This window comes from Streptomyces sp. NPDC002701 (assembly GCF_042889045.1).
Lineage (GTDB): Bacteria > Actinomycetota > Actinomycetes > Streptomycetales > Streptomycetaceae > Streptomyces.
In genome coordinates this window covers 21,176-43,358 of the sequence record NZ_JBIAQL010000024.1, presented here as the reverse complement: position 1 = coordinate 43,358, position 22,183 = coordinate 21,176, and the positions used below count along the sequence as shown (strand labels likewise).

The 22,183-nt window shown below is 71.3% G+C and carries 19 protein-coding genes and 1 pseudogene; 14 read left to right on the top strand and 6 right to left on the bottom strand.

Annotated features, from left to right (window positions below):
* Positions 1-5: 5 nt before the first annotated feature.
* Together ACFYXC_RS35655 and ACFYXC_RS35650 are read left to right on the top strand one after the other, a co-directional pair.
* Complete coding sequence (locus ACFYXC_RS35655; RefSeq protein WP_389556590.1) at positions 6-392, top strand: RidA family protein; 387 nt, start codon at positions 6-8, stop codon at positions 390-392.
* An 8-nt stretch (positions 393-400) separates the two neighbouring features.
* Entirely contained in the window at positions 401-1,609 is a 1,209-nt protein-coding gene (locus ACFYXC_RS35650; RefSeq protein WP_389556588.1) for a DUF3500 domain-containing protein, read from the top strand.
* Positions 1,610-2,143: 534 nt separating this feature from the next.
* On the opposite strand, the gene ACFYXC_RS35645 is transcribed toward ACFYXC_RS35650, so the two are convergent.
* Both ACFYXC_RS35645 and ACFYXC_RS35640 read right to left on the bottom strand, forming a co-directional pair.
* Entirely contained in the window at positions 2,144-3,238 is a 1,095-nt protein-coding gene (locus tag ACFYXC_RS35645) for a FecCD family ABC transporter permease (protein ID WP_389556586.1), read from the bottom strand.
* Positions 3,235-4,215: an iron chelate uptake ABC transporter family permease subunit gene (locus tag ACFYXC_RS35640; protein ID WP_389556585.1), complete on the bottom strand. Its 981-nt coding sequence runs from the start codon at positions 4,213-4,215 to the stop codon at positions 3,235-3,237. The genes ACFYXC_RS35645 and ACFYXC_RS35640 overlap by 4 nt, the downstream gene beginning before the upstream one ends.
* A gap of 250 nt (positions 4,216-4,465) precedes the next feature.
* On the opposite strand from ACFYXC_RS35640, the gene fes (ACFYXC_RS35635) reads away from it, so the two are divergent.
* The 8 genes from fes (ACFYXC_RS35635) to ACFYXC_RS35600 all read left to right on the top strand — a co-directional run bounded on the left by fes (ACFYXC_RS35635) (position 4,466) and on the right by ACFYXC_RS35600 (position 15,294).
* Positions 4,466-5,797, top strand: a complete 1,332-nt coding sequence (fes, locus tag ACFYXC_RS35635) for an enterochelin esterase (RefSeq protein ID WP_389556583.1) — start codon at positions 4,466-4,468, stop codon at positions 5,795-5,797.
* A 69-nt stretch (positions 5,798-5,866) separates the two neighbouring features.
* Positions 5,867-6,844, top strand: a complete 978-nt coding sequence (locus ACFYXC_RS35630; protein WP_389556581.1) for an ABC transporter substrate-binding protein — start codon at positions 5,867-5,869, stop codon at positions 6,842-6,844.
* Positions 6,841-7,626, top strand: coding sequence for a 2,3-dihydro-2,3-dihydroxybenzoate dehydrogenase (locus tag ACFYXC_RS35625; protein WP_389556579.1), 786 nt, complete (start codon positions 6,841-6,843; stop codon positions 7,624-7,626). The genes ACFYXC_RS35630 and ACFYXC_RS35625 overlap by 4 nt, the downstream gene beginning before the upstream one ends.
* A 48-nt stretch (positions 7,627-7,674) precedes the next feature.
* Positions 7,675-8,883: an isochorismate synthase gene (locus ACFYXC_RS35620; RefSeq protein WP_389556577.1), complete on the top strand. Its 1,209-nt coding sequence runs from the start codon at positions 7,675-7,677 to the stop codon at positions 8,881-8,883.
* Positions 8,880-10,508 carry a (2,3-dihydroxybenzoyl)adenylate synthase gene (locus ACFYXC_RS35615; RefSeq protein WP_389556575.1) on the top strand — a complete coding sequence of 543 codons (1,629 nt, stop codon included), beginning with the start codon at positions 8,880-8,882 and terminating at the stop codon, positions 10,506-10,508. Before ACFYXC_RS35620 ends, ACFYXC_RS35615 begins: the two co-directional genes overlap by 4 nt.
* A 32-nt stretch (positions 10,509-10,540) precedes the next feature.
* Positions 10,541-11,173, top strand: a complete 633-nt coding sequence (locus tag ACFYXC_RS35610) for an isochorismatase family protein (protein WP_389556573.1) — start codon at positions 10,541-10,543, stop codon at positions 11,171-11,173.
* Positions 11,174-11,194: 21 nt separating this feature from the next.
* Entirely contained in the window at positions 11,195-11,422 is a 228-nt protein-coding gene (locus ACFYXC_RS35605; protein ID WP_389556657.1) for a phosphopantetheine-binding protein, read from the top strand.
* Positions 11,419-15,294, top strand: a complete 3,876-nt coding sequence (locus tag ACFYXC_RS35600; protein ID WP_389556571.1) for an amino acid adenylation domain-containing protein — start codon at positions 11,419-11,421, stop codon at positions 15,292-15,294. Before ACFYXC_RS35605 ends, ACFYXC_RS35600 begins: the two co-directional genes overlap by 4 nt.
* Before the next feature lie 11 nt (positions 15,295-15,305).
* On the opposite strand, the gene fes (ACFYXC_RS35595) is transcribed toward ACFYXC_RS35600, so the two are convergent.
* Entirely contained in the window at positions 15,306-16,571 is a 1,266-nt protein-coding gene (gene fes, locus ACFYXC_RS35595) for an enterochelin esterase (RefSeq protein ID WP_389556570.1), read from the bottom strand.
* Positions 16,572-16,784: 213 nt separating this feature from the next.
* Here fes (ACFYXC_RS35595) and ACFYXC_RS35590 point away from each other — a divergent pair, with 213 nt between their 5' ends.
* The 3 genes from ACFYXC_RS35590 to ACFYXC_RS35580 all read left to right on the top strand — a co-directional run bounded on the left by ACFYXC_RS35590 (position 16,785) and on the right by ACFYXC_RS35580 (position 19,740).
* Positions 16,785-17,834 (top strand): YncE family protein, encoded by a 1,050-nt coding sequence (locus ACFYXC_RS35590; RefSeq protein WP_389556568.1) that lies wholly within the window; start codon positions 16,785-16,787, stop codon positions 17,832-17,834.
* 1,109 nt (positions 17,835-18,943) lie between these two features.
* Complete coding sequence (locus ACFYXC_RS35585; RefSeq protein WP_389556566.1) at positions 18,944-19,603, top strand: hypothetical protein; 660 nt, start codon at positions 18,944-18,946, stop codon at positions 19,601-19,603.
* Complete coding sequence (locus ACFYXC_RS35580; RefSeq protein ID WP_389556564.1) at positions 19,546-19,740, top strand: hypothetical protein; 195 nt, start codon at positions 19,546-19,548, stop codon at positions 19,738-19,740. Before ACFYXC_RS35585 ends, ACFYXC_RS35580 begins: the two co-directional genes overlap by 58 nt.
* A gap of 78 nt (positions 19,741-19,818) precedes the next feature.
* On the opposite strand, the gene ACFYXC_RS35575 is transcribed toward ACFYXC_RS35580, so the two are convergent.
* Both ACFYXC_RS35575 and ACFYXC_RS35570 read right to left on the bottom strand, forming a co-directional pair.
* Positions 19,819-20,178: a WhiB family transcriptional regulator gene (locus tag ACFYXC_RS35575; RefSeq protein ID WP_389556562.1), complete on the bottom strand. Its 360-nt coding sequence runs from the start codon at positions 20,176-20,178 to the stop codon at positions 19,819-19,821.
* Between the two features lie 126 nt (positions 20,179-20,304).
* The gene (locus ACFYXC_RS35570) at positions 20,305-20,697 is read right to left on the bottom strand and encodes a hypothetical protein (protein ID WP_389556560.1); all 393 of its coding nucleotides are present in this window, start codon (positions 20,695-20,697) and stop codon (positions 20,305-20,307) included.
* A gap of 216 nt (positions 20,698-20,913) precedes the next feature.
* Between ACFYXC_RS35570 and ACFYXC_RS35565 the strand changes: the two are divergent.
* Positions 20,914-21,599: pseudogene (locus ACFYXC_RS35565) on the top strand (DUF4158 domain-containing protein); the annotation flags it as partial.
* 309 nt (positions 21,600-21,908) lie between these two features.
* Here ACFYXC_RS35565 and ACFYXC_RS35560 read toward each other — a convergent pair.
* Entirely contained in the window at positions 21,909-22,154 is a 246-nt protein-coding gene (locus ACFYXC_RS35560) for a DoxX family protein (RefSeq protein ID WP_389556559.1), read from the bottom strand.
* Between the last annotated feature and the right edge of the window lie 29 nt (positions 22,155-22,183).

The following is a 22,183-nucleotide window of genomic DNA, read 5'->3' as shown; positions in this document are numbered from 1 at the left end:
CGGTCATGAGTACCCGCACCAGCATCGGCCTCCCCGGGTTCAGCCACGTCAACCCGATCCCGGCTGCCAGCCGGATCGGCCCGTTCGTCGCGACCGGCGCCATCACCGGCCGCGACCCGGTGACGGGCGAGATGGCCCCCGATGCCGACCAGCAGTTCGCCCACGTCTTCGCCCACGTCCGCACCCTGATGACCGAGCTCGGCGGCACGACGGACGACATCCTCAAGATGACGTTCCACCTCACCGACCCCAACGACCGCGAGGCACTCAACCGTGAGTGGCTGGCGATGTTCCCCGACCCGGCCAACCGCCCGGCCCGGCAGGCGATCGCGGCCCGACTCGACCGTGGCGCCGTCGTCCACTGCGACCTGCTCGCAGTGCTCAGCGACTGAGGAAAAACATGAAGCACCTGACCGACTCCGGCGGCTCCCCGCCCGGCCCCGTGACCTACGAGGCACCCGTCACCATCAAGCGGATGCTCTTCGCCACCTGGGCGCTGCTCGACTCGCTCCGCCCCGACCTCAAGGCCGCCGCGATCGTGCCCGACATGGACGCTCCGGACCGTGTCGACTGGGACTTCATCCCCAAGCCCGACCGAGCCGGCATCGCGATGCATGCGCTCGACCGGCACCAGAAGGTCATCGCGCACTCGCTGCTCAAGGCCGGCCTCAGCATGCGCGGCTACAGCCAAGCTCTTTCCGTCATGGCCACGGAGAACATGCTGCGCGAACTCGAGGTCATCGAGCGCGGCTTCGGCGTCCTCGCCGGCGACTTCCGCGACCCCGAGGGTTACTGGTTCAGCTTCTGGGGACGGCCCGGCTTCGAGGACACATGGGGCTGGCGGATCATCGGCCACCACCTCTCCCTCAACTACACGATCGTCGCGCAGCGCTACCTCACTGTCACGCCGCTTGCGATGGGCGCGCAGCCCGTCGGCGCCGGCGTGCTGGACGCGCTCGGTGAGAACGAGCGCCGGGCTCTGACGATCCTGCATTCACTGTCCCCCGACGCACAGGAGCAGGCCGTCATCCACGATGTGGCGCCTGCCGACTTCGTCACCCGTCAAGTGCCCTACGTCGGCGCCGAGGAATGGCCCGACTGGGTCGATCTCGGGATCGCCGGCTACGAGACGAGCGACGAGGACCGCGAACGCCTGCGATTCGTCAAGGCCGATCCGTCGGGGATTAGCGGCGCCGATCTGACCGGCGATCAGCTTGTTGCCGTACGCGACCTCCTCCTTTATTACGTGGAGACCGGTCCCGACGAGTTGTCCCGACAGTATCGCGAGCAGGTTCTCGCGGCCGACCCGCGCGACATCCGTTTCGCCTGGGCAGGCGGACACGGGGCGAACACCGCACACTACTACCGCATTTCCACGCGTGATCTGCTCGTCGAGGCCGACAACGCGGTCGCCGCGGGCCAGCACGTCCACGCGATCTGGCGTGACCTCAACAACGACCTCGGTCACGACCTGCTGCTCGACCACTACGCGCAGCACGGCCCGGACGGCCGGCACCTGCGGCGTCGGCTGGTGTCGAACCGACCGACCGAGCGCGCCCAGCTCAAGACCGGAGGATGGTACGTCCCTGAGGTCTACGTGAAGCCCTGACCGACCCGTGAAGCAAGCCGATCACTTCGACGGGCCGACGCCGTGGCCCTGCCTCGTACGTGTCGCCTGGGTCCCACTCGGTCTCGTACTCCATTTCGTCGCCGACCGCGGCGGTCGGGCCGCTGCGGTCGGCAGATCCTGCCCAGCTCGCCGACCGCGTCCGTATGGACAACAACGGCGCCCTGACCATTGGCACCTTCACCCCGCGCTGATCGGGCATCATGCGGATCAGCGCGATCTGCCGCACCCTTGGTGATGGGGTCGGCGGCGAACATAACGGCGCCGAGAACCGTCCGCGCGAGGGCGACTTCATCAAGTCGAAGAACGGCTGACCACGGCACGGCGTGTGCGGCCGCAACCACTTCCCATTTTGGCCAATGGCCCGTTCGGAGATCTATCGGGGTGTGATGGTGTCTCGCGGCCACCTGAATGGCAGCCGGAGGGACCATCCGGAGGACTCTGTGCACTGTTCGCCGGTGTCGGTCAACGGCAACGTTGCCGACCGAGCACTCCCCTGTCCTCCACGGGTGCCCGCTACAGGCGGGAGCCGTGCCGCTCTCCACGCAGCAGCCAGGCCAAGTAGATGCCACCGGCCACTCCGGTCAGGACGCCCACCGGCAGGAGCGCCGAACCAGTCAGGCGCTGGGTGACCAGGTCCGCGCCCGCCACCAGGAATGCGCCCATCCACCCAGCGGGCAGTACACCGGGGCCCGCGGCGCGCGTAACCCGGCGGGCCAGCTGTGGGGCCGCCATCGCCACGAAGGGGATCGGACCGGCCGCCGCGACGGCCATCGCGGTCAACCCGGTTCCGGCGCTCAGCAGCACGAGGCGGCTGCGTTCGGGTGGGACTCCGAGCGCAGCCGCGGTGTCGTCGCCCATTTCCAGCATGGTCAGCCGTCGCCCGTACACGAGAACGACCGGGACGAGCGCCATCAGCCCGAGCGCCGCGACGCGCACCTCGGGCCAGTCGCGTGCGTTGAGCGAACCGATCATCCAGCTCGCGGCCTGGGCAGCCTTGCCGAGGTCGGCGCGTAGATACAGGAAGTTGGTCGCGGAGCCGAGTACGGCGGAGGCACCGATGCCGACGAGGACCAAGCGGTAGCCGTGCACGCCCCGTCTCCACGCCAGTACGTACACGGCGGCGGCGGTTGCCAGGCCGCCGCACACCGCGCCCAGCGCCGTCTGTGCGGCGCCCGCGTCGAGGACGATGATTGCGACGAGGGCGCCGGCCGAGGCGCCGTTGCCGAAGCCGATGATGTCGGGACTGCCGAGCGGATTGCGGGTCAGCGACTGGAACACGGCTCCCGCCGCACCCAGGGCGAAGCCCACCAGCGCGGCCACCAGGGCACGCGGCAACCGCAGATCGAGCACCACGAAACCGGCGCCCGGCGGACCGTCGCCGGCTAGCGTACGCACCACCTCGGGAGGGGACAGCTCGTAGGTCCCGGTGCCGATCGCCAGGACCATCGCGCAGGCCGTCAGCGCGGCCAGCACGACACAGACCAGCAGCGCGCGGGTGTCGTAGCGCAGTGACCAGCGGCCCGTGCGCAGTATTCCGGGCCGCACCTCGACAACACATGGGGGCGCGGTGTCGTCCTTCAGCGCGGTGTCATCCTTCACGAGGGTCACAGCTGGGCCACCTTCCGCTGCCGTACGAGATGGATGAAGAGGAGGCCGCCGAGGAAGGCGGTGACCGTGCCCACCTCGATCTCGGACGGCGGCACCACGACCCGTCCGATCACGTCGGAGACGAGCAGCAGCACGGGCGCGTACAGCACGCAGAACGGGAACATCCAGCGTGGGTCGGGTCCGCAGAAGGCCCGGGCGGCGTGCGGAATCATCAGGCCGATGAAGCCGATCGGCCCGCACACCGCGGTGGCACCGCCGCACAGCAGGGTGATGGCGACGACGGACAGGACCCGCACGCGCCGCACCCGGGCGCCCAGCGCCAGAGCGTGGTCCTCGCCGAGGACGAGGGTGCCGAGCGGCCGGGCCAGGGCGAGGGTGAGCAGCGCGCCCGCCACGAGCAGCGGTGCCACGGCGAGCAGCAGGGACGCGTCGCGCTTGGCAAGGGTGCCGACCGACCAGTACCGCATCTCGTCGAGGGTGCTCAGGTGCCACAGCGACAGGCCGTTGACGTAGCCGTACAGGGCGGCGTTGACGGCGGTGCCGGCCAGCGCGAGCCGTACCGGTGTGGCCCATCGGCCGCCTCCCAGGGCGTTGACGGTGGTGGCGGCGAGCGCCGCTCCGGCGAGCGCGAACCACAGATACCCGGTGAAGGACGTGATGCCCAGAACGCCGATCGCGGTGACCACGGCAGCGGACGCGCCCGCGTTCACGCCGAGCAGCCCGGGGTCTGCGAGCGGATTGCGGGTCAGGGTCTGCATGACCGCTCCCCCGAGACCGAGCGCGGCACCGGCGGCGGCACCGATGAGGGTGCGCGGCAGCCTCAGGTCTCGCACGATCGCGTCGTTCTCCGTGCCGGAAGGCGCGAACAGGGCTGACCAGACCTGGTCGAGGGGGATCTGCACGGCCCCGACGGCCAGGGAGAGGGCCGCCGCCGCCGCGAGCAGCACGACACCGAGGAGCAGACCCGCCGGGCGCACAACTCCGCTGGCGCGGGGCCTCCTTGGGCGGTGTGCCCGCCTCGGGCGAGCCGAGGCCGTCGTGACACTCACGAGACCGTCGCCCCGACAACGCGGTGGCGGGCAACAGGCGCCGGATCAGCTGGGTGCCGTACACATCTACTGAGGAACATGTGTTTAGCTTAGGCTAACCTAACTATGGTTGTTGACGATTTCGTTGACGCCGTCCGCTCCCGCCTGCCCTCCGACCAGCGGTTCACGGAGAACGCCGATGACCACGCTCCCCCGTCCCACCTCCCGCGGTGCCGCCGTGCCGGACGTTCGCCCGGTCCGGGTCACAGGCCCGCGCATCGCGCGCCTCCTGGAAGAGACAGATGAAGCCGACGACATACATGTGGCGGCCCTGACCGCCGAGTTCTGGAGCGAAGTGGAGAGCTCCGGCACCCCGCTCGTCGAGGAACTCGACAGCGAACCCGGCCACCGGGCGGTCACCTTCCTGTGGCGCGGCCACCGCGCCACGCGGCAGGTCCTGCTGTCCGGCAACCGCATCACCGACCCCGACCGTCTGGCCGGTTCACTGCTGGAGCGGGTGCCCGGCACCGACGTCTGGCACCTGGGCCTGCGGCTCCGGGCCGACCACCGCGGCTCGTACCGGCTGGCCGCCGACATCTCGTTGAAGGAGACGCCCACGGACCCGGCCGGTCTGCAGCATCGGCTGCGGTCGCTGTCAGCGCACGCCGCGGCCGACCCACTCAACCACCGGACGATCGCCGCCCGTTGGCAGCAGACCGACGGATCGGTCTTCGCCCTTCCCGACGCGCCGGCCGAGGCTTGGGCGGGACGCAGGGGCGCGGTGCCGGCCGGACGGGTGGAACGGCACCGGGTGCCGGGCACAGCTCCGGTCGGCGACCGGGACACCTGGGTCTATCTGCCGCCGGGGTACGACCACGCCGCGGGTGCGCCACTGCCGGTCACGGTGCTGTGCGACGGTGACATGTGGTTCGGGCGCCTCGGCTTCGGCGACACGCTGGACGCGCTGATTGCCGACGGCGCGCTACCACCGCTCGTCGTCGTCGCGCCGGACGCCGTGGACCGGCGCACCCGCTGGCGCGACCTCGGCTGCCGGGAACCGTTCGTCGCCTACCTGGCCGACAGGTTGCTGCCGTGGGCGGCCGGCCGCTGGCCACTGACCACCGACCCGTCCCGGACCGTCGTCGCCGGCCAGAGCCTCGGCGCCATGACCGCGCTGTATGCCGGGCAACTGCGGCCCGACCGGTTCGGCAACGTCCTCGCCCAGTCCGCCTCCCTTTGGTGGCGCCCCGGGCTGCCGCCCCCGGCCGCCGCGAAACCTCCGGTGTACGGCGCCCCGTGGCTCGTCGGCCGCTTCGCGTCCCGCACACCCGGTCCGATGAGGGTCCACCTGGACGTCGGGCTCCACGAGGGCTCCATGGTCGACCACCATCGCGTCCTGTACGAGGCCCTGCGGGCCGCGGGCCACCGCGTTACTCACCGCGCCTACAACGGCGGTCACGACTACGCCTGCTGGCACGGCGCCCTGGCCGACGGCCTGGTCCGTCTACTGGGCAGACCCGCCGCCACTTGAACCACCTTCCCGTATCTCTCCCACCATCTGCGGCCAACCGCAGCCGTCGTCACAAGGAGTTCCGTTCTCATGTCCTCTGCACGTGCCTCCCGCAGAACCGTCCTGACCTCTGCCGCCGCAGTCATGGCGGGAGCGCTGCTCCTGACCGGCTGCGGTGACGACGGCAGCAGCGACAGCGCGGGCGGCCAGGAGTCGAGCACCCGCCGGATCACCGACGCCACGGGCCGCAAGGTCGACGTACCGGCCGATCCGAAGAAGGTCGTCACCCTGAGCGAGCCCAGCCTCGACGCCGCCCTCGCACTGGGCATCGAGCCGGTTGGCGCGACCGCGGGACGCGGGCAGAAGGGCGTCTCCACGTACCTGGCCGACAGGGCGGGCAAGACGGAGGTCGTCGCCACCGTCGCCGAGGCCGACATGGAGAAACTGGCTGCGCTCCGGCCCGACCTGATCCTGCTCGACGAGACCACGGCGGTCAAGAAGGAGGTCTCCAAGCTGGAGGCGATAGCCCCGACCGTGGTCACCGCGAAGCTCAACGAGGACTGGAAGAAGGCATTCACCGCCACGGCGGACGCGCTGAACCAGAAGGCCGAGGCCGAGAGCATCGTCAGCGGCTTCGAAGCCGACGCGACCGCCACCAAGGACAAGCTCGGCGACAACGCCGGCGCCGTCGTCAGCGTCGTCCGCTGGCAGAACAAGGCGCCGTCCGCGGTCGGCCGCGGCGTGGGCCACGTGGGCGCCACGATCACCGCGCTCGGCCTGGACCGGCCGAAGGACCAGCAGGGTGTCGGCACCGGCCACAGCGAGCCGGTCAGTCTGGAGAAGCTGGCCACGATCGACGGCGACTGGCTGTTTTTCGGCACTCTCGGCGAGAAGGCCGACAGTGAGAAGGCGTACGCCGAGGCAAAGAAGGTGCCCAACTTCGGCAGGCTGAAGGCCGAGCGGGAAGGCCATGTCGTCATGGTCCAGGGCTCCGCTTGGAACAGCGCCGGCGGCCCGCTCGCCGCGCGGATCGTCCTGGACGATCTGGCCAAGGCGCTCGCTTCATGACCACCGGCCTCGACGGCCGACTCGCCCTCGTGACGGGGGCGGGCCGGGGCATCGGCGCCGCGGTCGTCACCGCACTCGTCGAGCAGGGCGCCCGCGTCGTCGCCACCGACCGCACCGCCGAGGGCGTCGAGGCGCTCGCCGGCGAGTACGGCGACGGCCGGGTCACCGCCCGCACGCTCGACGTCACCGACGCCGACGCGGTGGAGGCGCTCGTCGACGAGACCGAACACGCCCTCGGACCGCTGGACACCGCCGTCAACGTGGCCGGCGTCCTGCGGGCGTCGGCCGTCGTCGATCTGACCGGCGAGGACTGGGCGGCCACGTTCGCCGTCAACTCCACCGGTGTCTTCCACGTCTCGCGCGCCGCCGCCCGCCGCATGACCGGCCGCGGACACGGCAGCATCGTCACCGTCGCCTCGAACGCGGCCGGCGTCCCCCGCGCGGGCCTTGCCGCCTACGCCGCGTCCAAGGCTGCCGCCGTGATGTTCACCAAGTGCCTGGGTCTCGAGGTGGCCGGACGGGGCGTGCGCTGCAACACGGTCTCCCCCGGCTCCACCCTCACCGACATGCAGCGCGCGCTGTGGACGGCCGGTGAGGAGGACGCCTCGGCCCGGCGTGTGATCGACGGCGACCTCGCCTCGTACCGCACGGGCATCCCGCTGGGTCGGATCGCCGACCCAGCCGACATCGCCGACGCGGTCGTCTTCCTGGCCTCGGACCGCGCCCGGCACATCACGATGCACGACCTGTACGTCGACGGCGGCGCCACCCTGCGGGCCTGAACCGGCCCCTGGGACCCGAGGCTTCACGCCACCCCACTGGAGACAGCCATGTCCCTGGAGACAGCCATGTCCCATCCGCTCCTGACCACCGCCGCCCCGGTCACCCCCGGTGCCGCCACCGCCCTCCTGGAGTCCTACGCCCCCGCCACCGACCGCTTCCTCGCCACGCCCCACCGGACCCTGCTGGGCCGAGGCACCGCCACCCCGATACCCCACGACTCCCGCCCGCCGGCCGTACGCGTGCGCGAGGTACTGGGCGCGCTGCGTCGCCCCGGCGCCCCCACGCCGGTCGTCGTCGGCGCCCTGCCCTTCGCCCCGGACGCACCGCCGGCGCTCGCGGTGCCGCGGACGGTGCGCTGGGCACCGCCGCTGCGCCGCGACCCGCTGATCGCCCTGCCCGTACCCGACGAGACGGGCCGGCCGGACTGGCAGGTGCGAGAGGTACCCGCACCTGAGCACTACGGCAGGGCGGTCGCGGCGGCGGTGGCCCGGATGCGGGCCGGTGAGTTCGACAAGGTCGTGCTCGCCCGCACCCTTGAACTCACCACAGGCAGCGAACCCGACCTCCCGGCGATGCTGCGCCGCCTGGCCCGCCACGACCCGAGCGGCTACACCTTCGCCGTGCCCAGCGGCCCGGACCGTACCCTGATCGGCGCCAGCCCCGAACTGCTGGTCGCCAGGGACGGCGGCACGCTGACCGCCAACCCGCTCGCGGGTTCGGCACCCCGCAGTGCTGATCTGGCGGAGGACGTGCGGCGCGCGGTCGCGCTGCTGGAGTCCGAGAAGGACCTGCACGAGCACGCCGTCGTCGTGGCCGCCGTACGGGAGGCGCTCGCCCCGTTCTGCGCCTCGCTACGGGTGCCCGAGCGGCCCACTCTGGTGCGTACGGCGGCCATGTGGCACCTGTCGACCACGGTCACCGGTGAGGTCGCCGACCCCGCCACGACTGCGCTGGACCTGGCCTCGGCCCTGCATCCGACGCCTGCGGTCTGCGGTACGCCGACCGAGGTCGCCCGGGCCGTGATCGCCGAGTCCGAGCCCTTCGACCGGGGCGCGTACACAGGCATGGTCGGCTGGCAGGACGCCGACGGCGACGGCGAGTGGGTGGTGACGATCCGCTGCGCCGAGGCCGAGGGGCGGATGCTGAGGCTGTTCGCCGGCGCCGGGGTCATGGCCGCCTCCACGCCCGAGGCCGAGACGGCGGAGACCGCCGCCAAGTTCCGTACGTTCCTGCACGCGGTGGGAGCCTCCCTGTGACCATCACCCCGGGCGTGGACGCGCCCACCTGGCCGGACGAGTTCGCCGAGCGCTACCGCGCCGCCGGCCACTGGCGCGGCGAGACCTTCGGCGGCATGCTCCGCGAGCGCGCCAAAGCACACCCCGACCGGATCGCCCTCATCGACCCGGCCCCCGAACACCGCATGTGGACCTACCGTGGACTGGACGAGTGCGCAGACCGGCTGGCCGCCGGATTCCTCGCCCGCGGCATCACCAAGGGCGACCGGGTCGTCGTACAGCTCCCCAACATCGGCGAGTTCGTCGAGGTGGTCTTCGCCCTGTTCCGCATCGGAGCGCTGCCGGTGTTCGCGCTGCCCGCACACCGGGACACGGAGATCGCCCACTTCTGCTCCTTCACCGAGGCCGTCGCCTACGTCATCCCGGACGTGCACGACGGCTACGACCACCGCGCACTCGCCTCCCGCACACGCGGTCAAGTGGCGAGCCTGCGGCACGTGTTCGTGGCAGGCGATCCCGGCGAGCACACCGCACTGTCCGAGGTACCGTGCGAGCCGTCCGGGCCCTTCGACGGCCCGCAACCCCACGAGCTGGCCTTCCTCCAGCTGTCCGGCGGGACGACCGGCGTGTCCAAACTGATCCCCCGCACCCACGACGACTACCTGTACTCCCTGCGGGGTTCCAACGAGATCTGCGGCGTCGACGCTGACACCCGCTTCCTCGTCGTCCTGCCCGCCGCGCACAACTTCCCGATGAGCTCACCCGGCTGGCTGGGCACCCTGTACGCGGGCGGCACGGTGGTGCTGTGCCCGAAACCCGCTCCGGACACCGCCTTCCCCCTGATCGCGCGGGAACGCGTCACGATGACGGGCCTGGTGCCGCCGCTGGCCCTGGTATGGACCCAGGCCGCGACCGGGACCGCCCACGACCTGTCCAGTCTGGAGCTGACGCTCGTCGGCGGCGCCAAGTACAGCGAACAGGCGGCCCGCCGCCTGGAACCGGCACTCGGCGGCCGGCTGATGCAGGTCTTCGGGATGGCCGAGGGCCTGGTCAACTACACGCGGCTGGACGACGACACCGAGACGGTCGTCACTACGCAGGGCCGCCCCATCTCCCCGGACGACGAGATCCGCATCGTCGGCGACACCGGAGAGGACGTCCCCGACGGTGCGTTCGGGCACCTACTGACCCGCGGCCCGTACACGATCCGCGGCTACTGGCGGGCCCCGGAGCACAACCGGCGCGCGTTCACCGAGGACGGCTTCTACCGCACCGGCGACATCGTGCGCCGCACCCCGACCGGCCATCTCGTCGTCGAAGGCCGGGCCAAGGACCAGATCAACCGGGGCGGCGAGAAGATCGCACCGGAAGAGGTCGAGAACATCATCCTCGCCCACCCGTCCGTGCACGACGTGTCGGTGGTCGCGGTGCCCGACGCATACCTGGGCGAGCGCTCGCTGGCCTACGTGATCCTGCGCGCGGACGCCGAGCCGTTGAAGCCGGTTGAGGTCAAACGGTTCGTGCGCGAGCGGGGTATCGCCGCCTACAAGGTCCCCGACCTCGTCGAGTTCGTCGACGACTTCCCGCAGACCGGCGTCGGCAAGATCAGCAAGAAGCACCTGCGCTCCGCCGCCGGCCAGTCCTGACCGCACCGAGACCGCCCGAGAGGCCGTTCCCCATGGCACTCCCCGCCATAGCCCCCTATCCGCTCCCGGCACCGGACGAACTCCCCGCCAACCGCGTCTCCTGGACCGTGGACCCGGCGCGTGCCGTCCTGCTCGTGCATGACCTCCAGCAACACTTCCTGACCGCCTTTCCGTCCGGCGAGCAGCCCCTGACCGACATGCTCGGCAACACCGCCCGCCTGCTGAAGGAGTACCGCCGCCTCGGCGTCCCGGTCGTCTACTCCGCACAGCGCGGCGGCCAGACGTCCCAGGAGCGCGGCCTCCAGCTCGACTTCTGGGGTCCCGGTGTCGCCGACGACGCCGAGGCGCTCGCCGTGCCGGAGTCGGTGGCGCCCGAGCCCGGGGACACCGTCCTCACGAAGTGGAAGTACAGCGCCTTCGTCCGTACCGACCTCGCGGAACTGCTGCGCGCGTGGGACCGCGACCAGCTCGTGATCGTCGGCGTGTACGCGCACATCGGCGTACTGATGACCGCGGCCGACGCCTGGTCGCGGGACGTGCGGGCGTTCGTCGTCGCCGACGCCGTCGCCGACTTCTCGCGCGAGGAGCACGACATGGCGCTGCGCTGGGCCGCGGGCCGCTGCGCGGTCGTCACCACCACCGACGCACTCCTCCAGGAGGCATGAACCATGGCAGACACCCCGTCCATCCCGCTCACCCTGGAGCGGATCCGCGCCGACGTCGCCGACTGCCTCGGCGAGGACCCGGCGGACATACCCGTCGACGAAAACCTCGTCGACCACGGCCTCGACTCGGTCCGGGTCATGGCTCTGCTGGAGCGCTGGCGCCGCGAGCACGCGGTCACCGTCGACTTCGCGGACCTCGCCGAGCGGCCGGCCATCGATGCCTGGGCGGCCCTGCTGGGGGCGCCATGACCCGCGGCACCAGCGTCCTGCCTCTGACGGCGGCCCAGTCGGGCATGTGGTTCGCGCAAGCGCTCGACCCGCTCAGCCCCGCACAGAACACCGCCGAGTGCCTGGAGATGGACGGGCCCCTCGATCCGGAGCTGTTCTCCGCCGCCCTGCGCCGGGTGACCGCCGAGGCGGAGGCGCTGCGCGTCGTCCGTGTCGAAGACACCGCGGACGGGCCGCGCCAGCACATCGCGGGCACCGTTGAATTGCCGCTGACCGTACGGACGGCGGCCCATGTGGGCGAGGCGGAGGCGTGGATGCGCGCCGACCTGGCCGAACCGTTCGACCTGGCGGCCGGACCACTGGTCCGGCACGCCCTGTTCCGCGTCGGGCCGGACCGCTGGCTGTGGTACCAGCGCGTCCACCACCTCGTCATGGACGGCTACGGCTACTCCCTGCTGGTGCGCCGCACTGCCGAGGTGTATTCGGCGCTCGCCCGCGGCGAGGAGCCTGCTCCCCGCACCTTCGGCACCCTCTCCGACCTCGTCGCGGACGACACCGCCTACCGCGCGTCCCCGGCATACGAGGCCGACCGCGCCCACTGGGCCGAGGCGTTCGCCGACCGGCCCGAGGCACCGCGGCTCGCGGGGCGCGGCGCGCTGCCGTCCCGGACGTTCCTGCGCCGCAGCGCCCAGTTGTCCCCGGAAACCACCCAACGGCTGCGGGACCTCGCCGCCCGCCTCCACGCGACCTGGCCGGACGTGCTGATCGCCGCCCAGGCCCTTTACACCTCCCGGGCCACCGCACAGCCGGACGTGGTGCTGGGGCTGCCGATGATGGGCCGCATGGGCTCGGCGGCGCTGCGCGTGCCCGGCATGGTGATGAACGTGCTGCCCCTCAGGCTCGCCGTCTCCCCCGACGCGACCTTCACCGAACTGGTGCGGCAGGTGGTGCTCGGCATCCGTGAGCTGCGCCGCCACCAGCGTTACCGCTATGAGGACATCCGCCGCGACCTGGGCCTGCTGGGCGAGGGCCGCGCCCTGGTCGGGCCGCTCGTCAACGTCATGCCCTTCGACTACGGCATCGACTTCGCGGGCACCCCGGCGCGCGCCCGGAACCTGTCGGCAGGCCCGGTGGACGACCTGACGGTCAACGTCTACGACCGCGCCGACGGGCGCGGTCTGCGCATCGACCACGACGGCAACCCGGCCCTCTACGACGACACAGCTCTCGCCGCCCACCAGAACCGGTTCCTGCACCTGCTGGACTTGCTCGCGGACACCGACCCGCACCTTTCCCTCACCGAGCACTCCATGGCCACTCCGGCCGAACTGGCGCTGGTCCTGGAGGAGTTCAACCGCACCGGCCGCACGCTGCCCCCGACCACGCTCATCGGACCGATCGAGTCACAGGCCGCCCGCACACCGGACGCCGTCGCGCTGGTCCACGGGGACACCACTTTGACCTACGCCGAGCTGAACACCCACGCCAACCGCCTCGCCCGGCACCTGCAGGCCCTCGGCGCCCGGCCCGGCACGGTGGTCGCCGTCTCGGTGCCACGCTCGGTGGAGCTGGTCGTCATCCTGCTCGCGGTACTGAAAGCGGGTGCGGCCTATCTGCCGCTGGACCCGGACTACCCAGCAGCACGCCTGACGTACATGCTCCAGGACGCGGCTCCCGTGTGCGCCGTCACCGACCGCACCGACCGCCTCCCGCACGACACGAGAACCGGCACCGAACTGGTCGTCCTGGACGGTCTCGACGTGTCCGCCTACCCCTGGACGAACCCGCCCCGTGCCCTCACCCCCGCACACCCGGCGTACGTCATCTACACGTCCGGCTCCACCGGTCGGCCCAAGGGCGTGGTCGTGCCGCACCGGGCGATCGACAACCGGCTGCGGTGGATGCAGCACGAGTACGGGCTCACGGCCGGGGACCGGGTGCTGCAGAAGACCCCGTCGTCGTTCGACGTATCGGTGTGGGAGTTCTTCTGGCCGCTGCGGGAAGGCGCGACACTGGTCGTCGCCGAACCGGGCGGCCACAAGGACCCCGCCTACCTGGCCCGTCTGATTCGTGAAGAGACAGTCACCACGTGTCACTTCGTGCCGTCGATGCTCCGGATGTTCCTGGCCACGCCCGAGGCGGGCAGGTGTGCGGAGGTCCTGCGCCGGGTCTTCTGCAGTGGGGAGGTCCTGCCGCGTGAGACTGCACATGCCTTCGCGCGCACCCTGCCGGGCGTCGGGCTGCACAACCTGTACGGGCCGACGGAGGCCGCCGTCGACGTCACGTACCACCCCTGCGATCCGGCGGACTTTGGGTCGGTGCCGATCGGACGGCCGGTGTGGAACACCCGCCTGTACGTGCTGGACGCGGCGCTGCGCCCGTGCCCGCCCGGGGTGCCGGGGGAGCTGTTTCTGGCAGGGGTGCAGCTGGCCGACGGTTATCTGGGACGTGAGGAACTGACGGCGTCCCGGTTCGTGCGCGACCCGTTCGGACCGGCGGGCAGCAGGATGTACCGGACCGGTGACCTCGCGCGCTGGACCGACAGCGGCGAGGTCGAGTACCTCGGCCGCACCGACCACCAGATCAAGCTGCGCGGCCAGCGCATCGAACTCGGCGAGATCGAGGCGGCGCTCACCGCGCAGCCCGGTGTGGAGGGGGCCTGCGCGGTGGTGTGGGAGGACCGCCTCGTCGCCTACGTGACCGGCGACGACGCCGATCCGGCGGACGCCCGGACCGCGTTGGCGCGCGAGCTGCCGGAACACATGGTGCCGACGGTCGTCGTGGCCCTGGAAGCGTTCCCGCTCTCCCCCAGCGGCAAGCTGGACCGACGCGAGCTGCCCGCACCGGTCTTCGCCGGTGCGGGCACACGTCCTGCGGCATCCGCCCGCGAGGAGGCTCTGACCCGGCTGTTCGCCGAGGTGCTGGGCGTGGAAGAGGTCGGACCCGAAGACGCGTTCTTCGACCTGGGCGGGACGTCGCTGCTCGCGGTACGGCTGGTGACCCGGGCACGGGAGGTGTTCGGCACCGAGCTGACCATCGGCTCTCTGTTCCAGGCACCGACCCCCGCGGCCCTCGCCGTCCGCCTGGACGCCGCCGGACCGGGGGCCGATGACGCGCTGGGCGTCGTACTGCCCCTGCGCTCCGAGGGCGACCGGACGCCGCTGTTCACCATCCACCCGGCGGGCGGCCTCGCCTGGTGCTATGCCGGACTGACGGCACGGCTGGGAACCCACCAGCCCGTGTACGGCCTCCAGGCACGTGGCCTCGCCGGCGACGAGCAGCTCCCGCGCACACTGCAGGAGGAGGCCGAGGACTACGCCCGGCAGATCCGCGAGGTCCAGCCGCACGGCCCCTACCGCCTGGTGGGCTGGTCGGTCGGCGGAGTTCTCGCCCACACGGTGGCGGTGCTGCTCCAGAAGGCCGGCGAGGAGGTCGAACTCCTCGCACTGCTGGACGCCTTCCCCTCCGAGCAGTGGCGGGAGCGGCCCGCACCGGAGGAGGGCGACGCGCTCACCGCGGTCCTTCGCATGGCGGGCTTCGACCGTACCGGCGAGCGCACCCGTGGGGACGTGCTCGCCACCCTGCGCCGGGCGGGCAGCCCGCTGGCCGGGCTCGGTGACCGCACGCTGTCGCGGATCGTCGACATCGTGCCGAACCACGCCCGCATGATGCGCGAGCACGAGCACGACGCCTACGACGGCGACGTGCTGTTCTTCACGGCCGCCGCCCCACGCGCCGAGAACTGGCTCACGCGTGAGGCGTGGCATCCGTACGTGAGTGGCGCGATCGTCAACCACGACTTGGACTGCACCCATCCGCAGCTGATGCGGGACCGGTACCTGGACGACATCGCGACGGTCCTCGCCGCCCGGCTGAAGGAACTCGGCACGTGACGCGCCCCAGGTCAGCCGCCCAGGAGCGCCACGAGTCCGTCGGCGAGTTCGGTGCGCCAACAGAGGTAGTCGTGGCCGCCGTTGAACTCCCGGTAGGAGACATCCTGAAAACCCGTCGACGTCAGGGTGTCCCGCAACCTGCGGGCTGCCGGCAGGGCCACCCATTCCTGCTCGCCGAAGGAGAGCCAGAAGCGCACCGATGGACGCGGTGTCCCGGACACGGCCCGGGTGAGCCATTCCGCGTCCGGCCCGGCCGGCCACCAGAACGATCCGGACTGGACGAGGGCGTTGCCGAAGCGGTGCGGGGCCGCAAGGGCGGCGTAGGCGGCGGTCAGTCCGCCGAGGCTCTGCCCGGCGACGACCGTGCGCGCGGGGTCGTCGGTGAGAGGCAGCCGCCGGGCAGCCCACGGCAGCAGTTCGCCGGCGAGGAAGTCGACGTACTCGGGCCGGCACGACAGCTCCGCCCAGCGCGTCGCCTCGTCCACGGCCTCCGGCAGCACGGCGGCGACGGGCGGGATGCGGCCGTCGGCGACGAGGTTGTCGAGCAGATGGGACAGACCGAGCCGCGGACCCCAGTGCTCGCCGTCGAGCAGGACCAGGACCGGCAGTTTCGCCGACTGCTTCGCGGCGCCGGCCGGTTCGTACAGCCAGACCCTGCGGCTGCCGCCGAGGACAGCACTCGCCACGGTGTGCGCGGTGACACTGCCGCGCGAGACGTCGGGCCGGGGCTCCCAGTCCACCGCGCGCGGGGCGGCGGGGAGTTCGGCGTACGGGACCGCCCCGCCGTCCCAGCGGTGGGGCAGCGCACGGGAGTTGAACGGGTCGGCGCGGCGTCGGGTACGCAGCCAGCGCCAGTAAGCGGGGGTGTCCGGGTCGGGGCCGGTGTCCTCGCCGGCGTCGTCGACATAGAGCTCGTAGGTGCCGCGCCAGTCGTGGCGCAGGCGCAGCGTCCAATGCCACACGTCCGTGCCGGGGGCGTTCTCCATGAGGTTGCCGACGGGGTCGCGCGGGTCGCCGAGCTTGTTCGGCAGGACCTGGACGGCACGGGTGGCGGACGTGCCGCGCCAAAGAAACGTCACCGCCCGGTGCTCCGGGCTGCCCAGCGGGTCGGGGCCGACGAGGGGCGTGCCGGACTCGCGTACGCCGCCCCAGAAGTCCTCGGTGCCGTCCGGACCGGGCAGAGCGCACACCGGGTCGGGGAGCCGTGGCACCGGATGGGTGCGGGCCAGCCGGGGCGGGTAGTGCGGAGTGCCCTCTGGAGGGGCGGCAGCGAGCATGGGCACGAGATCCGATCGACTGTTCAATTGACTGCTCACGATCTTTGATTTAGGTTAGGCTTACCTTACTTGATCGTGCATCAGGTCAGTTCTGACCCCCGTCCTCCCTGTGACGGTCGCGGTCGGCCGGCCCGCCGCCCACCGAGCGGCCCCAAGCCACTTTCCCCTTGCAGTAGTTTCCGTTGATTCCCGAGAAGAGGGAGTTCCACCACCATGTACGTCTCTGCCACCCACAGCCGCACCACGCTCGCCGCGGCCGTCGCCGTGACGGTCGCCGCGGGCAGCACACTCGCCCTGGCGGGCACCGCGTCCGCACACTCGGCCAGCTCGGCGGTCACCACCGCAAAGTTGACCAAGGGCCTGTACCAGACGGCCTACTCCGAGCGGAACAACGTGCTGTGGGTTACCGCCGCCGTCGGCCGCCCGCCGGTCACCGAGTCGCACCTGCTGAAGGTCGACCCGGACACCCTGGCTATCGAGGCAGACGTCACCCCGCCGGTCACCGACACCGCCACCGGTGCCGTTGAGGCCGTCTACGGCGTGGCCGTGGACGACGAACACAACACCGTCTGGACGACGAACACACGCAACAACACCGTCGCCGTCTACAGCCAGCGCACCGGCGAGCACCTGGCTACGCTGCCGGACGTCGCCCACGCCCGCGAGATCGTTGTGGACGAGCGGCACGACACGGTCTGGGCCAGCGGCTTCGGCGACGGAACACTGGTCGCCTTCGACTCCAAGTCCCTCAAGGAGAAGGAACGGATCACCGTCGAGGAAGCGGGCCCGACCGGTCTGACCGTCAACGACAAGACGGGCGCTCTCTACGCCGCCGACCTCAACAACGACCGGCTCATCGAGCTGAAGCGCGGTTCGCAGACACCGCGCTTCATCACGGTCGGCGACGGTCCGATCTCGGTCGCGCTGTCCAAGAACGGCCAAACCGCCTACACCGCCGACCAGACCTCGGGCACCCTGTCCGTGGTCAACCTCGAGAAGGGCGTCGTCACGAAGTCCGTGGCCACGGGCGCCGGCGCCCTGTCCGTCGGAACCGACGAGCGCTCCGGCGACGTGCTAGTGGTCAACCGCACCGACGCCAACGTCAGCCGTGTCGACCCGCGCAAGGGTGTCGTCGAGGAGACGGTGACCACCGGCGCCAACCCCAACCACGTGGAGATCACCGACGGCACCGCCTACGTGGTCGACAAGTCCGGGGCCACCCAGACCGAGGACACCGTGACCCGGATCCGCCTGGCCCGCTGATCCTCCTCACCGCGCCCGTCACGCCCCGGGGCGTGACGGGCGCCAGGCACACGCCCACGATCGCGTCGCCCGACCCGTCCGCGGTCTCCTGCCGGCCGACACGCGAGTGTCACCCGGGCCAGGGCACGCACCCGCTCGGCCCGCGCCTCGTCCGAAAGCACGGACGCACACCGGTTCCACCCTGGCCGGGACCAGGCGCCTGACCCACTCGCGGGCAATGGCGCAGGCGTCGGGCCGCACGCTGACCACAGCTCCGGTGTGCCAGTCCCGGCCACCGCCCCAGCGCTGCGCGAAGGCAGCGACCCGTGGGCGAGGACGTCGCGGCGTTCGGTGATGTAGCGGGTGCTCAAGGTGTGGCCTCGGCGGCGGACTTCGAGAGCGAGGTACCAGCACAGTTCGGCCGCCGGGGACCCGCCCTTTGGATCACCCCTGCTCCGCGCGGGGTGCGTGTCGGATGGTCCGGTGCGGACGGCGACCGGGTGGTGTTCATCGACGTCCCTGAGCAGGCTGCCGGCACGCTGTTCGTCGTGCCGGCGCCGGTGGGCGAGCCCGGGTCTCCGCACGGACACGGTCGCCGTGCCGATACGGGACGGCGACAGCACGTATTGGCTGCCGCGGGCCGAGATCCAGCAGTTGCCCGCCGCTGGAGTCCGAGCCTCTGGTATACCCACCGCTCAGGCTCTCACCGAGCTCGTGCGGCAGGCCGTCTCTAAAGCCGGGCCGGACGGCGGGCTGCGGGTCGGACAGGGCGTGGCTGACCGCGAACGAGGGATACGTGCGGCTTACGAGCCCCTGGCCGACGAAGGGCTGGGTCAGCCGGCCGGCGAGGCGTGGGCGCAGGGACCGGCTGCTCTGCAGGATCTGCACCACGGGCTCGACGGCGAGCCGGGCTGGGTGCTGTGTCTGGTGACCGGGCGCCCTCCGGCGGCCGTCGGCGAGCCCGTCTCGCGGGCGATCGTCGCCGCCGGCCGGCATGCACCGGGCCAGGACCCGCTCGCGGCCATCGGCTTTCCCCGCCCGCCGAAGGACACGGAAACGCCGTGGGTGATCGCCGGCGACTCCCGGAGTGTGGACCTCGACGGCGGATCGTGGGGCGCGGGCCGCCTGTCGTGCTTGGGCGCGAGGTGTGGCGGTGGCAACCGCTCCCCCGTTTCGGCCTCAACCAGGGCCGACCGGCCGAGATCGGGACCGTCGGCCAGGCGCCGGCCCTGCGCCTGCACGCTGTGGTGAACCTGTCCTGGGCCGACCCGGACCAGCTGGTGATCAGCAGACCCCGTCGCACGCTCCTCGAACAGCAGCTTCCTCACAGCGCGGTGGCCGGGGCGGTGACGATGCTGTCCAGGCGCCGGGGCGCGGAACTGCCCGCCGCTCGCTGGGAGCGTGGGCCCTTCGGCAACTCGGCCCGTTCCGCCGGCTACTCCTGCACGATCGCCGGACCGGACGGCAGCCCGGCCTTGAAGGGCTCCGTCAAACTCGCCCTGCCCACCACTATGGAGTCCATCGTGGTCGCCTGCTCGGACGTCCTGATCGAGAGCCCGGCAGCATGGGCAGCAGCCCTGGGCCCGGACAGGACACGCAGTTTGGGCCTCGACGAGGTCCAGACCGTGCTGCTGGGCACGTGGGAGACCGCCGCAGAGCTGCTGCCCGCCGTCGTCGGCGACCCGGCCGGACTGTCCTGGGCCGCCCCGCCCACCACCGAACTGCGGATGACGTGCGAACAGCCCGCCGACACGGGCGTCTGCCGACCCTGGACACGCTCGTCGACCTGACGTCCGTCGGCACGAACGACGGCGGCACCAGGCCACGGATGGCCGTCACCATCACCGCCGAGCCAGCCATGGGCCACGCAGAACCCCAGCGTCTGCTGCGGGAGGCGCTGGCGTACATGGCTGCCCAGTTCGGATAGCTCGACGCGGAGATGAACCTGCTGTAAGGGCTCAGCAGCACCCGTGCCGGGAGAGAAAACGGCGGCCCCGGCGGGCTTTCACCCTGCGGCGTCCCATGCCTGTCCTTCGTCCGGACCGGCGAGTCGTTCGTGTTCCGACCGGGCGGCCTCGAGCAGGCGTCGCCATGACGTGACCAGGGGGCGCCGCCGCAGGAGAGCCCGCCGCTCACGCTCGGTCATGCCGCCCCAGACTCCGTACTCGATGCGATGGTCGAGGGCATAGGCCAGGCACTCCGTACGCACCGGGCAGCCGGTGCAGAGGGCCTTGGCCCTGTTCTGGGCCGCGCCATCCACGAAGAGCTCATCCGGGTCAGCGGTTCGGCAGACCGCTCGCTCACCCCAGGTCTCCTGATCTTCCCCGTCCACCCCGACGCCGTCCTCTCCCCCAGTCCGGCCCACTGCCCTCCCTTGGGCAGCTGTCCGAGAACGGTACGGCAAGCGCACGGGGCATGGGACATCGTCGTATGGCGGCAACCCCTACGGGTGAAAGGGCCTTGACGAATGCCCCGCGCTTCGTGGTGTGGCTCAACCGGTGGCCGAGCAGCCGGGCATCGCCGGCAACGGTGCCTCGCCGGTCACAGCGCTGATGCGCCGCCGGATCACCGCGAACCTCTCGGCTTGGTCGTCCCCGATCGGGTAATCGATCCGGTCGTAGCGCAGTTGGAGAGCGGCGGGCAGATGATCTGGGCGGGACGACTGGCCGCCTCGGCGGCCCGGGAAGAGCCAGCGGGGCGCCGGGTTGGTGGCGGTGTTCATGTTGTCGCGGTTCGCGATGTGCTCCAGCAGCAAGTCAGCGACCGGTGCGGGAACGGGCGAGGCTGGATCCCCGAGCCTCAGCAGCACGGACTCGCCGACGCGGATCACGTCGTCGACGCTGAGCCGGACGATGCGGCTCACGGGCTGCGCGTAGAGGAGCACGATGAATCCTGCGAAACGCAGAGCATCGGAATCTCCGCGTCGGTCAGCAGTCGGCCGAGGGCATCGAGGCGCTCGTCCTCTGCAATTGGCGGCGGTCGGGACATAGGAACGAAATCCGGCGCCAAGCCTACCTGGCGTCGATGTGGGCTTTGACCTGGGGTTCTGTGAGGGATGAACCTTCGGCAGTCGTATTGATCGACTGTCTGGAGGTCCGGAGTGCCGGTCGAGTTTTTGACAGCTGCCGCGTACTCGGCGTATCGCGGGGCGCCGTCCCGTATGGAGTTGAAGCGGTTCTTCTTTCTGGACGACGCGGACCGGGAGCTGATCGAGCCCAAGAGGCGGGCACACAATCGCCTGGGGTTCGCGGCTCTGATCACGATCGCGCGGTATCGGGGTGGTCCTAGACGATCCGGCGGACGTACCGCCGGAGGTCGTGGACTACCTTGCCGAGGAGTGCGGCATCGGTAACCCGTCGGTGCTGAAGGTGTACGGCGAGCGGGAGAACACCCGGCTGGAGCACGTACGCGGGCTGCGGCGGGTGTTGGAGTACCGGGAGTTCACCGAGGCGGAGGCCGAGCTGCGGGAGTGGGTGGACGCGCGGGCGTGGACGACGGGCGAGGGGCCGAAGGCGTTGTTCGACGCGGCGGCCGGGTGGCTGAGCGAGCGGCGGGTGCTGCTGTCGGGGGGTGACGACGCTGACGCGCCTGGTGGCCTCGGTACGGGCAGCGGCGAACCAGCGGTTGTGGGACATCCTGTACGGGATGCTCGGTGTCGGGGTGCTGGACTCCCTGCTGACGGTGCCGCCGGGTGAGCGGGTTTCGGAGCTGGACCGGCTGCGCCGGGGCCCGGTGCGGGTGTCGGGCCCGCAGATGAAGCGGGCGGAGGAGATCGCCGCGCTCGGGAGGTTCTGAGAACTGATCCGGGCGCCGGAGGACTCTCCCGACCACTGAGCGATCATGCTCGCGCAAAGGACCGTTTGCGAGAGGCTCCTTGCGAGGCTCGGGCGGTACGGTGCAGCGACAGCTCAAGAACGGCGTCGCCTTCGTCACCGAGTGCTGCGGTTTCAAAAGATGCCCTCGGCCTGCTTGGTCTGAAACGTGGTGCGTGTGGGACAGGACGCGTGGGTCGGGGTCGGTTCCGGGCGACAGGATTGAGCAGCGGCCCGGCTGGCGTGGTCGTGGGCCGGGCCGCCGTGAGGGGAAGGAGCCAGGTCAGAAGGAGGAGGGCCCGAACCGGCCCCACATGATGACCGCGGCGACGATGAGCAGGATCGTGTTGAACCCGATTGCCTGCGGTTCCTTGCGGCGGGCGTGGAGTCCCATGGCCAGGACCATGATCACAGCCAGGCCGGTGGCGGCCAGCGGGGTGAGCACGGTGGCGACGTCGAAAGCGCCCGGCAGGATCATCCCCAGGCCGCCGGCGTCCTCGCGCTGGGCATCTACACAGAACTCGAACACGTCGTCCTTGTCGACGAGGACGTCGATCC

Coding starts and splice junctions, on each gene's coding strand:
- ACFYXC_RS35600 (WP_389556571.1), top strand. CDS start 11,419: ATGACCCGCGGCACCAGCGTCCTGCCTCTGACGGCGGCCCAGTCGGGC.
- ACFYXC_RS35650 (WP_389556588.1), top strand. CDS start 401: ATGAAGCACCTGACCGACTCCGGCGGCTCCCCGCCCGGCCCCGTGACC.
- fes (WP_389556570.1), bottom strand. CDS start 16,571: ATGCTCGCTGCCGCCCCTCCAGAGGGCACTCCGCACTACCCGCCCCGG.
- ACFYXC_RS35655 (WP_389556590.1), top strand. CDS start 6: ATGAGTACCCGCACCAGCATCGGCCTCCCCGGGTTCAGCCACGTCAAC.
- fes (WP_389556583.1), top strand. CDS start 4,466: ATGACCACGCTCCCCCGTCCCACCTCCCGCGGTGCCGCCGTGCCGGAC.
- ACFYXC_RS35620 (WP_389556577.1), top strand. CDS start 7,675: ATGTCCCTGGAGACAGCCATGTCCCATCCGCTCCTGACCACCGCCGCC.
- ACFYXC_RS35590 (WP_389556568.1), top strand. CDS start 16,785: ATGTACGTCTCTGCCACCCACAGCCGCACCACGCTCGCCGCGGCCGTC.
- ACFYXC_RS35625 (WP_389556579.1), top strand. CDS start 6,841: ATGACCACCGGCCTCGACGGCCGACTCGCCCTCGTGACGGGGGCGGGC.
- ACFYXC_RS35610 (WP_389556573.1), top strand. CDS start 10,541: ATGGCACTCCCCGCCATAGCCCCCTATCCGCTCCCGGCACCGGACGAA.
- ACFYXC_RS35630 (WP_389556581.1), top strand. CDS start 5,867: ATGTCCTCTGCACGTGCCTCCCGCAGAACCGTCCTGACCTCTGCCGCC.